Annotated in this window: 10 protein-coding genes and 1 pseudogene; 6 read left to right on the top strand and 5 right to left on the bottom strand. The window is 60.6% G+C overall.

The features are described 5' to 3' along the window. The 3 genes from E4K09_RS17985 to E4K09_RS17975 form a co-directional block, all read left to right on the top strand. The coding region (locus tag E4K09_RS17985; RefSeq protein WP_134499158.1) for a HAMP domain-containing protein at positions 1-4,690 on the top strand (4,690 nt) is incomplete at its 5' end. Next, positions 4,687-6,786 carry a response regulator gene (locus tag E4K09_RS17980; RefSeq protein WP_193557312.1) on the top strand — a complete coding sequence of 700 codons (2,100 nt, stop codon included), beginning with the start codon at positions 4,687-4,689 and terminating at the stop codon, positions 6,784-6,786. The genes E4K09_RS17985 and E4K09_RS17980, both read left to right, overlap by 4 nt. 104 nt (positions 6,787-6,890) lie before the next feature. Beyond that, positions 6,891-7,463 carry a 3'-5' exonuclease family protein gene (locus tag E4K09_RS17975; protein WP_134499157.1) on the top strand — a complete coding sequence of 191 codons (573 nt, stop codon included), beginning with the start codon at positions 6,891-6,893 and terminating at the stop codon, positions 7,461-7,463. 24 nt (positions 7,464-7,487) lie between these two features. On the opposite strand, the gene E4K09_RS31125 is transcribed toward E4K09_RS17975, so the two are convergent. The 3 genes and pseudogenes from E4K09_RS31125 to E4K09_RS31115 form a co-directional block, all read right to left on the bottom strand. Beyond that, on the bottom strand, positions 7,488-8,000 hold the full coding sequence (locus E4K09_RS31125; protein ID WP_244610572.1) for a helix-turn-helix domain-containing protein: 513 nt from the start codon (positions 7,998-8,000) through the stop codon (positions 7,488-7,490). 78 nt (positions 8,001-8,078) lie between these two features. Further along, positions 8,079-8,327 carry a cbb3-type cytochrome c oxidase subunit II gene (locus tag E4K09_RS31120; protein WP_425293857.1) on the bottom strand — a complete coding sequence of 83 codons (249 nt, stop codon included), beginning with the start codon at positions 8,325-8,327 and terminating at the stop codon, positions 8,079-8,081. Beyond that, positions 8,309-9,354 (bottom strand): annotated as a pseudogene (locus E4K09_RS31115) (cbb3-type cytochrome c oxidase subunit II). The gene E4K09_RS31120 and the pseudogene E4K09_RS31115 overlap by 19 nt, the downstream one beginning before the upstream one ends. 185 nt (positions 9,355-9,539) lie before the next feature. Here E4K09_RS31115 and E4K09_RS17955 point away from each other — a divergent pair. From E4K09_RS17955 to E4K09_RS17945, 3 genes are all read left to right on the top strand, one after another. Further along, positions 9,540-10,520: a S1C family serine protease gene (locus tag E4K09_RS17955; protein WP_134499155.1), complete on the top strand. Its 981-nt coding sequence runs from the start codon at positions 9,540-9,542 to the stop codon at positions 10,518-10,520. 71 nt (positions 10,521-10,591) lie between these two features. Further along, positions 10,592-11,428, top strand: a complete 837-nt coding sequence (locus E4K09_RS17950) for an aldo/keto reductase (protein WP_134499154.1) — start codon at positions 10,592-10,594, stop codon at positions 11,426-11,428. 52 nt (positions 11,429-11,480) lie between these two features. Continuing rightward, entirely contained in the window at positions 11,481-12,314 is an 834-nt protein-coding gene (locus E4K09_RS17945) for an inositol monophosphatase family protein (RefSeq protein ID WP_134499153.1), read from the top strand. Here E4K09_RS17945 and E4K09_RS17940 read toward each other — a convergent pair. Both E4K09_RS17940 and E4K09_RS17935 read right to left on the bottom strand, forming a co-directional pair. After that, positions 12,305-12,913 (bottom strand): hypothetical protein, encoded by a 609-nt coding sequence (locus tag E4K09_RS17940; protein WP_134499152.1) that lies wholly within the window; start codon positions 12,911-12,913, stop codon positions 12,305-12,307. The two genes, E4K09_RS17945 and E4K09_RS17940, sit on opposite strands and share 10 nt — an antisense overlap. A gap of 135 nt (positions 12,914-13,048) precedes the next feature. After that, positions 13,049-13,585, bottom strand: coding sequence for a hypothetical protein (locus tag E4K09_RS17935; RefSeq protein ID WP_134499151.1), 537 nt, complete (start codon positions 13,583-13,585; stop codon positions 13,049-13,051). Positions 13,586-13,643: the final 58 nt, after the last annotated feature.

The raw sequence follows: 13,643 nt of genomic DNA, 5'->3' as shown, positions 1-13,643 counted from the left end.
GGTGCGTAACATCGCCGAGGTGACAACGGCTGTCGCCAACGGCGACCTGTCCAAGAAGATCACCGTCGAGGTGCGCGGCGAGATCCTCGAGCTGAAGAACACCATCAACACGATGGTGGACCAGCTCAACTCCTTCGCCTCGGAAGTGACCCGCGTGGCGCGTGAGGTGGGATCGGAAGGCAAGCTCGGCGGCCAGGCCAAGGTGAAGGGCGTTGCCGGCACCTGGAAGGACCTGACCGACAACGTCAACCTCATGGCCGCGAACCTGACCGGCCAGGTGCGTAACATCGCCGAGGTCACCACCGCCGTGGCGAACGGCGACCTGTCGAAGAAGATCACCGTCGAGGTGCGCGGCGAGATCCTCGAGCTGAAGAACACCATCAACACCATGGTGGACCAGCTCAACTCGTTCGCGGGCGAGGTGACCCGCGTGGCGCGCGAGGTGGGATCCGAGGGCAAGCTCGGCGGTCAAGCGCGCGTGGAAGGCGTTGCCGGCACGTGGAAGGACCTCACCGACAACGTCAATCTCATGGCGGCGAACCTCACCGGCCAGGTGCGCAACATCGCCGAGGTCACCACCGCCGTGGCTCGGGGTGACCTGTCCAAGAAGATCACTGTCGACGTGAAGGGCGAGATCCTGGCGCTGAAATCCACCATCAACACCATGGTGGACCAGCTCAACTCGTTTGCCTCCGAGGTGACCCGCGTGGCCAAGGAGGTGGGCTCCGAGGGTAAGCTCGGCGGCCAGGCCCAGGTGGAGGGCGTCGGCGGCGTCTGGCGCGATCTCACTGAGAACGTGAACATGATGGCGGCGAACCTGACCGGCCAGGTGCGTAACATCGCCGAGGTGACAACGGCTGTCGCCAACGGCGACCTGTCCAAGAAGATCACTGTGGCCGTTCAGGGCGAAATTCTCGAGCTGAAGAACACCATCAACACGATGGTGGACCAGCTCAACTCCTTCGCAGGCGAGGTGACCCGCGTGGCGCGCGAAGTGGGTACGGAAGGCAAGCTCGGCGGCCAGGCGCAGGTGCGGGGCGTTGCCGGCACCTGGAAGGACCTGACCGACAACGTCAACCTCATGGCCGCGAACCTGACCGGCCAGGTGCGTAACATCGCCGAGGTCACCACCGCCGTGGCGAACGGCGACCTGTCGAAGAAGATCACCGTCGAGGTGCGCGGCGAGATCCTCGAGCTGAAGAACACCATCAACACCATGGTGGACCAGCTCAACTCGTTCGCGGGCGAGGTGACCCGCGTGGCGCGCGAAGTCGGCATCGAGGGCAAGCTCGGCGGCCAGGCGCAGGTACGCGGCGTAGCCGGCACCTGGAAGGACCTCACCGACAACGTGAACATGATGGCGAACAACCTCACCGGTCAGGTGCGTGGCATCGCCAGTGTCGTGACCGCAGTTGCGGAGGGTGATCTCAAACGCAAGCTCACGGTGGATGCGAAAGGTGAAATCGCCGCCCTCGCGGATACGATCAACGAAATGATCGACACGCTTGCCACCTTCGCCGATCAGGTGACGAACGTGGCGCGCGAGGTGGGCGTCGAAGGAAAGCTCGGCGGTCAGGCCAGAGTGCCGGGCGCCGCCGGATTGTGGCGCGACCTCACGGACAACGTGAACCAGCTCGCTGCGAACCTCACCACCCAGGTGCGCGCTATCGCGGATGTGGCGACCGCCGTGACGAAGGGTGACCTGACCCGGTCGATCTCGGTCGAGGCTTCCGGCGAGCTCGCCTCGCTCAAGGACAACGTCAACGAGATGATCCGCAACTTGCGCGACACGACGCTCAAGAATGCGGAGCAGGATTGGCTGAAGACCAACCTAGCCAAGTTCACCCGTATGCTGCAGGGCGAACGCGACCTCACGACGGTCTCCAACATGATCCTGTCCGAGATCGCGCCGCTGGTGAATGCCCAGCACGGCGTGTTCTACATGGTCAACTCTGACAACAGCGAGCAGATCCTCGAACTCGTCGCATCCTACGCCTTCACGCAGCGCAAGCATCTCAACAACCGCTTCCGGTTGAAAGAGGGCCTCGTGGGCCAGGTGGCCTATGAGAAGAAACGCATTCTCATCTCCAACGCGCCGAGCGACTACATCACCATCGGCTCCGCGCTCGGTGAGGCGCCGCCGCTCAACATCATCGTTCTGCCGGTGCTGTTCGAGCAGGAGGTGAAGGCCGTCATCGAGCTTGCCTCTTTCAGCCGATTCTCGGAGACGCACCAGTCGTTCCTCGACCAGTTGACGGAGTCGATCGGTATCGTTCTCAACACCATTGCCGCCAACATGCGGACGGAAGGCCTGCTCAAGCAGTCCCAGCTCTTGACCATCGAGCTGCAAAGCCAGCAGGAAGAGTTGAAGAACACCAACGACCGCCTTGAGCAGCAGGCCGCCAGTCTCCGCCAGTCGGAAGAGCTCCTACGCCAGCAGCAGGAAGCGCTGCAGCAGTCGAACGAAGAGTTGGAGGACAAGGCGCGGCTGCTTGAGTTGCAGAAGCAGGAAGTCGAGGACAAGAACCGAGAGGTTTCCATGGCCAAAACGGCCCTGGAGGAAAAAGCCGAGCAATTGTCGCTGACCTCGCGCTACAAGTCGCAGTTCCTCGCCAATATGAGCCATGAGCTGCGTACGCCGCTCAACTCGCTTCTGATCCTGTCGAAGCTCCTCACCGAGAATCCGGAAGGCAATCTCAGCGACAAGCAGAAGGAGTTCGCCAAGACGATCCACGCGGCGGGGTCCGATCTGCTTGCGTTGATCAACGACATCCTCGATCTGTCCAAGATCGAGTCCGGAACCGTCAGTCTCGAAGTCACGAAAGTGGGGTTCAAGGATCTCGTCAATCACATGGAGCGAACCTTCCGCCAGGTCGCGGAGGAGAGAAAGCTCGACTTCCATATCGACGTTGACGAGAAGCTGCCTCCCACGATCCGTACGGACTCGAAACGTCTGCAGCAGGTTCTGCGGAACCTTCTTTCCAACGCGTTCAAGTTCACCGAGAAGGGCGGCGTGAGACTTCACATCGGATCGGCGGAAGGTTCGCCTCTGCGGGCCGGCAGCCAGTGGATCTCCATTTCCGTTGCCGATACCGGCATTGGCATTCCTGAGGACAAGCAGCGCATCATCTTCGAGGCGTTCCAGCAGGCGGACGGGACCACGAGCCGCAAATACGGTGGGACGGGCCTGGGCCTGTCGATCAGCCGCGAGATCGCCCGCCTGCTCGGCGGCGAGATCGTGGTGTCGAGCTCGCCGGGACAGGGTTCCACCTTCACCTTGTTCCTTCCGCTCGAGCCGCCGGCGAACCACGGGACGCAAGGTTCGGCCGCAGGCCAGCGTGCGAGCGGCAACGGGGCAACGGGAGGCACCTTCGAGGAAACTTCCACGATCCTGCGTCAGCCGTCAGCCCCGATGGCGCTGTCCGCTTCGCTCGACGACAGGCATGCCATCGTATCGGGAGACCGGGTGGTCTTGATCATCGAGGACGACGCGATGTTCGCATCCGTTCTGCTGGAGCTTGCCCGTGAGCAGGGCTTCAAGGGACTGATCGCCATGGATGGCGCTTCGGCTCTCGCGCTGGCCCACCGCTACAAGCCGCATGCGATCACGCTCGATATCGGTTTGCCCGACATGGATGGTTGGGCGCTGCTCGACCTGCTCAAGCATGACCCGAGAACACGCCATGTGCCGATCCACGTGATCTCGGTGGATGACCAGAAGAAGCGCGGCCTGAGGGCCGGTGCCTTCGGCTTCCTCGAAAAGCCGGTCGACCGGGAGTCCTTGATGACGGCCCTCAACCGCACGAAGGACTTCATCGACCGTCCGGTGAAGAAATTGATCCTCGTCGAGGATGACGAGAACCAGCGCATGAGCATTTCCGAGCTGATGAAGGGCGAGGAGGTCGATATTACGGCCGTCGCTACGGCGGAGGAAGCGCTCGAGACAATCCAAGCGCGTCGATTCGATTGCGCGGTGGTCGATCTTGGATTGCCGGATCTTCCAGGAGCGGAACTCATCGAGCGGATCCGGAAAACCAAGGGAGGCGAGGAGCTTCCCATCGTCATCTATACCGGACAAGACCTGAGCCGTGTCGAGGAACGCCGCCTTGAACAGATCGCCGCAACGGTGATCCTGAAGGGTGAGGGCTCCTCCGAGCGGCTGCTCAACGACACTGCCCTGTTCCTGCATCGTTCCATCAACGCGATTCCGGAAGAGAACCAGATCATCATCGAGCCGAAAGGCGAGGCGGCTCTCGAAGGCCGCAAGGTCTTGATCATCGATGACGACATGCGCAACATCTTCTCGCTGACGAGTGCACTTGAGCAGTACGGCCTTACGGTCATCTTTGCAGAGAACGGCCTCGAAGGCGTCGAGAAGTTGAAGACAACCCCCGACGTGGACATCGCCCTTGTCGACATCATGATGCCCGAAATGGACGGCTATGAGACGATGCGGGAAATCCGAAAGGATCCGCGTTATCGAAATATCCCGCTCATCGCCGTCACGGCAAAGGCCATGAAGGGCGACAGGGAGAAGTGCCTGGAAGCCGGTGCGACCGACTATGTCTCGAAACCTGTGGACATCGATCAACTTCTCGCCGTCTTGCGCGTTCAACTGAGTCGAAGCACCTATGTGCCTGAGGGGAGGACACACTCCAATGGTGCAGCAGAGACCGGTCTGGGGACATGATGGAACATAGCGGGCAGGGCGGGCTGGACGCTGACCTGAGACCTCAGGTGCCGGGGCACGCCCTGTCCAGTCCCGTACAGGCGAAGATTCTGGTGGTCGACGACGACCCCCGGAATCTGATCGCTGTCGAGGAAATACTCCGCGGTCCCGGGATCGAGATCATCAAGGCGGATTCCGGGGAGGCCGCGCTCCGGCAGGTTCTGCAACATGATTTCGCCGCTATCCTGCTGGATGTGCAAATGCCGCGTCTCGACGGTTACGAGGTCGCGGGACTCATCCGAAACCGGCCCCGCTCCTCGCGCGTGCCGATTTTGTTCCTCACTGCCTTCAACAAGGACGATATGCATGTCTTCCGCGGCTATTCGGCCGGCGCCGTTGATTATGTCTTCAAGCCCATCGAGCCGCTGATCCTGAAATCGAAAGTTGGCGTGTTCGTCGATCTCTACCGGAAAACCGAGGAGATCAGACGCCAGGGGGAAGAAGAGCGACGCCTCCTGATGGAAAACCTGCGCGTCCGGAGCGAAAAGCTGAAGACCGAGCAGGCTCTGCGGCGCCGTGAGGAGCACCAGTCCATCGTTCTGGAGTCGCTGCCGATCGCCCTCTACACCGCATCCGTCCAGGAGGACCATCGGCAACTGCATTTCACCAACGAGAGCATCGAGCGCATCACCGGCTTCCCGCCAAAGGCTTTTCTGGAATCGCCGGACTTCTGGTCGTCCCGCCTCCACCCGGACGACAGGGATCGGGTGCTGAACCAGCTCCAAGAGCTGACGGACCAAGGGACCGTCACCTTGGAATATCGCTGGACCTGTGCCGATGGGAGCGAGCGGTTCTTCCTTGACCAGACCATGCTCATGCATGATGACGACGGACGGCCCCGCGAATTCTTCGGCATGTGGTTCGACATCACAGAGCGCAAGCAGTTGGAGCAGAACCTGCTCCATGCCAGTAAGCTCGAAGCTGTGGGACGCCTGACCGGTGGCATCGCGCACGATTTCAACAATATGCTGAGCGTCGTGATCGGCAACCTCGACCTGTTGCAGAGAGCGATCAAAGGCAATGCGAAGGCTGAGCCGAGGGTCCGGATGGCCATGGAAGGCGCGCAACGCTGCGCTGATCTCACGCACAGGCTTCTTGCCTTCTCGCGCCGCCAGCCGTTGCAGGTTTCGACTATCGACGTCGGATCTCTCATGCCTGGGCTCCTGGAATTGATGCGCCGTACCCTGGGTGAACGCATCAATGTCAGTCTCGAGATTGAGGAGAACATTTATCTGATCGAAGTGGATCGTGCGCAGCTCGAGGCGGCATTGCTCAACCTTGCAGTCAATGCGCGTGATGCCATGCCCGAGGGCGGTGATCTGTCGATTTCCGTCGGCACTCAGGCGCTCGACGAAACCAAGGTCGCGCATCCGGGAGAGTTCGTGGTAATCTCCGTACGAGATACCGGCATTGGCATGCCTCCGGAGGTTCTCCAGCGTGTCTTCGAGCCGTTCTTCACCACGAAGGAGAGCGGCAAGGGAACGGGCCTCGGTCTCAGCATGGTCTATGGTTTCGTGCAGCAATCTCATGGGCATGTGGAGATCGACAGCGCGCCCAATGACGGCACCACCATCCGGATCTTCCTGCCGCGAGCCCATGGGGTCGCGGAAAGCCCGAACGAGAAACAGCGGAGTGACACAACTCCTTTCGGGGCTGGGCAGACTGTTCTCGTGGTCGAGGACAACCCCGCCGTCCGTCAGGTTGCTATCTCGACGCTGCACTCTCTCGGCTTCGACGTGATTGAAGCCGAGACCGGCGATGCCGCGGCAACTTTGCTGAAGGCCAACGACCGGGTTCGACTGGTGCTGTCCGATGTCCGCATGCCGGGTGGACTCAGCGGAATCGATCTTGCTCGATTCATCAGGAGCGAAAAGCCGGACGTGCAGGTTCTTCTGACGACTGGCTATGTCGACGGAGAGGAAACGATCGAAGATGTCGAACTCCTCTACAAACCCTACCGCGCCACGGACCTTGCGGAGAAAATCCAGGCTCTTCTGGATAAAACGCAGCCACCTGTGAAGAATGTTATCCCGATGCGGGCCGCAGTGCCTGCGTGAGACGGTCTTTGCCTCGGTTCAGCATGTGAGCAGGTCGTCACACCGTTGTTTCTCCTCACCCGAGAGGACACTCTCGTGAGAGGAGCGGTTGGAGACAGCATCGTATGAGCAAGCGGCCGGACATCGTCTTTCTGGATTTCGAGGCTTCGTCGCTGGGCAAGGAGAGCTATCCGATCGAGGTCGGCTGGATCTTCGCGTCCGGTGGGGAGGAGAGCCATCTCATCAGACCTGCGCCCTCATGGACGGACTGGTCGGCTGAATCCGAGGCGACCCACCGCCTCACGCGAGACCAGCTGCTCGCTGAAGGCACGCCCCATGACGAGGTCGCCCGGCGGATGCTGGATGTGCTCTCCGGTCACGTTCTCCATGCAACCGCGCCGTCGTGGGACGGGCAGTGGCTGAGCAAATTGCTCCGGAGCGCCGGTCTTCCGCGGCATGCCTTGCGGTTGCAGGATACGGATGTTGCCCATGAGGAGGCGATCATCCGGATTCTGCGGGACGCCGGACGACCCGAGAGCGAGTGGGCCGCTCATGCAAAGGAGATTATCGGTCAGGCCAGGCTCAAGGACGAGGCTGAGGGTGATCCCGATCACCGCGCGCTCGCTGACGCAAAGCGCGAGTTACGCGTATGGCATGATGTTCAAAAGCGTGCTCGCGACTATGTACGAAGCCTTTGAGCGCAAATATGAGGACAAGATGGATCAGGCTTCGAGGCGCTGGAGGGCGGTCTTGTCGCGCAGCACGATCCCGCGGTGATGGGCAGGCACTTCGATGACGCCCTGGCGCTCCAGCTGAGTGAGAGAGCGCGAAACGGTTTCGATCGTCAGACCCAGGTGATCGGCAGTATCGATGCGCGACATGGGCAGATCGGCCTGTCTGTCCTTCGTCAGGCGCTCGGAAAGAACCAGCAGGAAAGTGGCAATCTTTTCTAGGATATGCTTGCGCCAAAGCAGCAGCATGTGATCCTGGGCGCGTTCCAGCGAGCGCATCATGGAAGCAACGACTTGATTAGCGAAGGTTTGATCCCGCGATGCCAGGGTTTCCAGGCTGCAGCGGCGGTGTGCGACGATCGTGCCATCACCCAAGGCTTCGGCGCTGAAGCGGTGCTCATCGCCCGTTTCCATGCCGAAATTGTCACCGAGACGATGAAAGGCGTCGATCCGGCGGCGACCGTCGCTCAGGAGCTTGAAGGTGCGCACTGCACCCGAGACCACCTTGTAGAAATACGCGGCCCTGTCGCCTTCGGGAAAAATCTCTTCACCCTTGGTAACATTGGGATCGTCGGTGCTGGCCTAGATCCGCGCGTCGCTCTCCGCCTTCTTCAGCATCTCCTCGGCGTAAGGTACACCGAGCATCGCCTGGATCTTCATGCCCTCGTTAAAGGAGGACATGCCGGGTTCGTTCTTTTTCAGCCAAAGATAGCTCGGCATGATTGAGCCGGGCACGACCGCACGGAGATCCTTCAGGTGATCCCGGTGCCAATCGTCGAAATACCTTTTTCCAACTCGGGCGAGGTCCGGACCTATACGCTTCGCATCCATTGGAAGGCGCGGTCGTACATGCTCTCGGCAGCGAGGGAGTAGTGCCCGCAGCGCTCCACTTCGTCGCGGAGGGGGCGGGTCATCTGGCGGTGGCAGTTGTAGCAGCCTTCACGCACGTCGATGTTGCGTCCAATTAGTTCGAGGGAGTGTAAGGGGGCACCGCCTCGGCCTTCTCGATGGTGTACTTGAGGTAGAAGAGCGGCATGATTTCCACGGGGCCACCGATCGAGATGACGAACAGCACGCCGATGATGAGGATGATCGAGTTTGTTTTGAAGATCTTGTGACCAGACCGGAGTGACATGATCGTTTCCTTTACTCCGCAGACACGAGCACGGTCAGGCTCGAGTTTCAGAGCCTGACCGATGGTCCGCAGGACGCTTTCAGTCGTCTGATAAGGGAGGCCGTACATCAGGCCGAGATTAAGACCGGTCACCCCTGCACGCCGGAGCCACGCGGCAACCTTGGCTGTCTCCTCGAACGATTGAATTCGGTTGATGATGGTCTGGACTTCAGGATTCAAGTCCTGAAATCCCAGGCTCGCCCTGTTGAGACCTGAGGCGGCGAGCGCTTCCACATATTCACGAGTGATCGCGCGCGGATCGATCTCAACGGCGATCTCGGCCCCTGCTTCGCCCCCAAAGGAGTGTTCGAGCAGCTTCATGATGCCCTTGAGATCGTCTCCGAAGAGGATCGCCGGCGTGCCGCCGCCCCGATGAGTATGCGTGACGTCCATACGGCTCGGCAGGTGCTTCGCCACGAGTTCGGTCTCGCGCTCCAGAAGTTCCACATAGGATGCGACCGGGCTGTCGGTGCGAGCAGCCTTGGTGTGGCAGCCGCAATAGAAGCAAAGTTCCCGGGAGAAAGTAACGTGCAGGTACAGCGACAGCGCCGTTTGCTGCGGGGTCCCCGAAAGCCACTCGGCGAAAGTCGAGGAATTCACCTCGGGCTTGAAGTGGGGTGCAGCGGGATAACTCGTATAGCGCGGGACGCGCGGGTCGTAGTGGGCGATGAGTTCTGGCGTCATGCCAGTACTTTGCTTCGTTCCGCCGCGGGCGACCTTGACCTGGGTGAAGCCTCCGCTGGTTCCTCTTGGGACGATCAAACGGGCATGGCTTGAACGCGTGGCAGGATCCGCCATCTTGACTCTGTAGGGAGTCCTTCGTGATCCGGCGTGTTGAGATCTCGGGACGTGGGTTCAAGGAGTTTGCAATGCAGTCACCGGAGGAATGGCAGATCCCGCCGGAATTCCAGCCCGACCCGGATGCTCTCGCCTATGACCTGCGGGAAACCCTGAGTTCCATTGTATCGCTTCGAGCCCGCGTGTCTGAGGATGCCTTTACTGCCGAGACGCTTGGTGTCGACCGGGCCGGTCAGGGCGTGGTGATCCGGGCGGACGGCTTGGTCGTGACGATCGGATACTTAATCGCTGAGGCCGGGGAGGTCTGGCTCACCACGAACAAGGGCCGCACGGTCGCAGCCCATGTGATCGCCTATGACTACGATAGCGGCTTCGGTCTCGTTCAGGCGCTCGAGCCGCTCGGTGTGCCGGCTATGTCGCTGGGAGACTCCCGGCGCCTCTCGCCCGGGGACCATGTGGTTATGGGGGGCAGCGGCGGGCGCGTCCATTCCATGGCCGCCCAGGTGGTCGCCTGCCAGGAATTCGCCGGTTATTGGGAGTATCTCATCGACAATGCCATTTTCACCGTGCCTGCCCATCCCAATTGGGGCGGAACCGCGCTGATCGGCCCACGCGGAGACCTCGTGGGCATCGGATCTCTGCAACTCCAGCACCAGGCTCAGGGCGGTGCCATCGTTCCCCTCAACATGAGTGTGCCCGTTGATCTCTTGAAGCCCATTCTCGATGATCTTTTGACATTGGGCCGGGTCGGTAAGCCACCGAAGCCGTGGCTCGGCTTCTATGCCTCAGAGACGGAGGAGGATCAGGTCTCGATCATCGGCCTTGCCGGTGATGCTCCCGCTCAGCGGGCAGGGCTGAGGGCCGGGGACAATGTACAGGCCGTTGCCGGGCAGGCGATCTCGTCCCTGGCCGAGTTCTATCGGGCCATTTGGGCGTTGGGAGCCGCGGGAGTGGACGTGCCGCTGACGCTGGAACGCGAGGGCGATACCTTCGACGTAACGATCCGGTCCGCCGACCGAAACCGTTTCATGAAGCAACCTCGTCTGCAATAACCTTCATTCCCGAGACTCGCTCATTTATAAAGGACGGGCACGATGCCTGCCTGCTTTCGAAAGGTACGGTGATGAGCCGACACGTCGCGCTGCCTTCGGGCGAAATTGTCCCCGCGCTTGGTCAGGGCACCTGGCAGATGGCCGAGACGAGCAGCCGACGCGCTCAAGAAATCGAAGCGCTGCGGTTGGGAGTCGAACTGGGCATGACCCTGATCGACACTGCAGAGATGTACGGTGAGGGTGAAGCCGAGAAACTGATTGCCGAGGCCCTAGGTGCGTTTCGGGAGCGGCTGTTTCTCGTGAGCAAAGTCTATCCGCATAATGCCAGCCACAGGGGCGTCATCGGAGCATGCGAGCGCAGCCTGGCACGGCTCAGGACGGATCGCCTCGATCTTTATCTTCTCCATTGGCGTGGCAGTGTGCCTCTTCAGGAGACCGTAGCGGGATTTGAGGATCTGCGTCTTTCCGGCAAGATCCGTCACTGGGGCGTCAGCAATTTCGATACGGAGGACATGGAGGAATTGCTCGCTGTCGATGGCGGCCTCAATTGCGCAACCAACCAGGTTTTATATAACGTCACGCGACGCGGACCGGAGTACGATCTGATTCCCTGGATGGCAAAGCGCCGGATGCCCCTGATGGCCTACAGCCCCATCGAACAGGGACGTCTTCCGAAGCGAGGCATCCTGCAGGATATTGGACGCAGTCACGATGCAAGCCCCTATCAAGTCGCTTTGGCTTGGCTGCTTCAGAGGCCCGGCATCATCGCTATTCCCAAGGCATCCAGCGCGGCTCATGTGCATGATAACTATCGCGCTCTTGAGATCCGGCTGAGCCCCGACGAGCTAAGGGCGATCGACGTCGAGTTTCCGCCGCCGAAACGCAAGCGCTCGCTTGAGATGATTTGATGCTAGCTCTGAGAAATCACGATCAACCCGCCGCTTACAGGTGCGAAGCCCAATGACGTTTTCCAAAGCCGATGCCCTCACCCTTGCGCAGATCCTCAGGACCGTTGCGCAAGCCGAGATTCTTCCACGGTTCAAGAATCTTTCTGCCGGCGCCATCCGCACGAAAACATCGCAGCTCGATTTGGTGACGGATGCGGATGAAGCAGCTGAGCGCGCCATCGAGACCGAACTGCTGCGGATTTTTCCGGATGCCGTGGTGATTGGCGAGGAGGGCGTCAGCCGCGATCCGAAGCTTCTCGATAAGCTGGCGGGTGCGGATCTCGCCTTCATCCTCGACCCTATCGACGGCACCTTGAACTTCGCGTCCGGTCTACCTCTGTTCGGCGTCATGGCCTCGGCTGTCATGAGGGGGGAGGTGGTGTGCGGTGTCATTCTGGATCCCGTCTCGGACGATTGGGCTATCGCCGTGCGCGGTGAGGGAGCCTGGCTGCAGCGGCCGGACGGCGGCACGCGCGGCCTGAAGGTCGCCTCGGCCGTTCCACTCTCTGAGATGGCCGGCAACGTATCCTGGCGCTACCTGCCCGAGGCGCTTCGTCCCGTGGTGACCGGTCATCTGCCACGCGTCGCCATGGCGGCTGACTTGAGATGCGCCGCGCATACTTATCGTCAGATCGCCGGCGGTCACCTGCACTTCGCTTTCTCATCCAGCGTCATGCCCTGGGACCATGCGGCAGGCTGGCTTATCCACCGTGAGGCAGGCGGTTATACGGCGCACTTCGACGGCTCGCCCTACCGCCCGGTTGATCGCGGTGGCGGGTTGATCAGCGCACCCGACCGGGACAGCTGGCAGCGCCTGCGCGACGCACTCTTGCCCTCTCAAGCGTGAGGGCGCCGGGCCGAGACTGCGGCGAGCGTATCAATTTCGGCCATTCGCAAACTACGTTTCTTGCACTGCGAATCCAAATGCAAGGACCGGCCGATGCTCAGTGCGAGGACCGGAAGCGCCCAAAAAACGTCGATGGCGTTGAGTAGAACGAGAGCAAAGGCCGTGGTGGAAACGAACCATGTCTCGAGACGTCCGAATCCTTCGGTGAGCTCGTTCTTCAGGGCGAGCTGCTGACGTTCGAGGATGAGCTCGATAGGAGCGGGGCGGGAGTGCCCTCGCGTTGCGCCTCCCGCCTTGAGGCGAAGCTCTTCCAGGGACCGGTGCAGTAGATCCAGCCGCGATGCACGGACCTGTGAAATGCCGACCGGCGGCGTAAGCGAGAATGCTCTGAAAGGCTGGTTGTAAAGGACCAGCACCGCCAGAGGGGAATTATCCTGGTCGGAGCTTACGCTGACTGACTCAAGACGATCCGTGATGCAGTTACGGATCTGAGCTGCAGTGCTTGCATCCGTTCCAGGAGATTTCTTTTCCTTGAATGAGGTGGCAACATGCTCCGCGATCAGGCTCTCAACGGCTGTGAAGTTTGTCTCCACCAACATGAATGGCGTCCTTCTCCGAATGTGACGTCAACGGTCTCATCCCAAGCGCGCAGATCGATCCGCAGCTTCCTCGATCATGAGTTCTTAAGGTTAAGGGGTACTTAAGACCGGTTGACGCACCGAGGGAGCGTAAGGCTAGCTGCTGGAGCCGGATTCCGTAGATCCTGGAACCATCTTGGCAAGGTTTTGGAGGAACGTGACCGCTTCCTTGGGGCGTCCTTCCTGCTCGGCGATCGTGCTGATGTTCTGCAGAAGGGCGGCAATCTCGCCGGATTTCGCTACCCGGCCCACCGCCAGCACATGAAAGAAGGCCGAGAAAGCGACCATGATGGCTTGGTTATGCTCTTCGAGCCGCCTGCACTGTTCTTTCAGGGCTTTGATGTCCTTTTCCTGAGATGAAACGATGTCCACCAGAGTTAGCATCTGTTCAGCTAATGTCTCGACGGAAGCGCTCATGTCGGTTGGGTTATCTTGCTCTTTAGAAGGCTGAGGAAATGAGCGAACCGTGTCGTCTGAACGGCTGCGCTCTCTTGGGCTCGGGTGTGGCCGCGCGGCGCCGAGCGTCGCCTCAGTATCCTTCACAATCACGGCTGGAAGGCGCGCGGCATCTGCGATGCGCGATGCCGTCTGCTGCAGGAGGCTTCGGAGGCGTTCCTGAACGCGTGCGATCATCCTGTAATCCAAGCACGGTGGCGCGGTTTAGGAAAGTACCGATATTGGCATGAGTCCA

Origin of the sequence: Microvirga pakistanensis (genome assembly GCF_004458765.1) — a bacterium.
Classification (GTDB): Bacteria; Pseudomonadota; Alphaproteobacteria; order Rhizobiales; family Beijerinckiaceae; genus Microvirga; species Microvirga pakistanensis.
The sequence above is the reverse complement of the archived record's forward strand: the minus strand, read 5'-3'. Positions and strand labels throughout refer to the sequence as shown.

Coding starts and splice junctions, on each gene's coding strand:
- E4K09_RS17975 (WP_134499157.1), top strand. CDS start 6,891: ATGAGCAAGCGGCCGGACATCGTCTTTCTGGATTTCGAGGCTTCGTCG.
- E4K09_RS17955 (WP_134499155.1), top strand. CDS start 9,540: ATGCAGTCACCGGAGGAATGGCAGATCCCGCCGGAATTCCAGCCCGAC.
- E4K09_RS17950 (WP_134499154.1), top strand. CDS start 10,592: ATGAGCCGACACGTCGCGCTGCCTTCGGGCGAAATTGTCCCCGCGCTT.
- E4K09_RS17945 (WP_134499153.1), top strand. CDS start 11,481: ATGACGTTTTCCAAAGCCGATGCCCTCACCCTTGCGCAGATCCTCAGG.
- E4K09_RS31120 (WP_425293857.1), bottom strand. CDS start 8,327: ATGGATGCGAAGCGTATAGGTCCGGACCTCGCCCGAGTTGGAAAAAGG.
- E4K09_RS17980 (WP_193557312.1), top strand. CDS start 4,687: ATGATGGAACATAGCGGGCAGGGCGGGCTGGACGCTGACCTGAGACCT.
- E4K09_RS17940 (WP_134499152.1), bottom strand. CDS start 12,913: ATGTTGGTGGAGACAAACTTCACAGCCGTTGAGAGCCTGATCGCGGAG.
- E4K09_RS17935 (WP_134499151.1), bottom strand. CDS start 13,585: ATGATCGCACGCGTTCAGGAACGCCTCCGAAGCCTCCTGCAGCAGACG.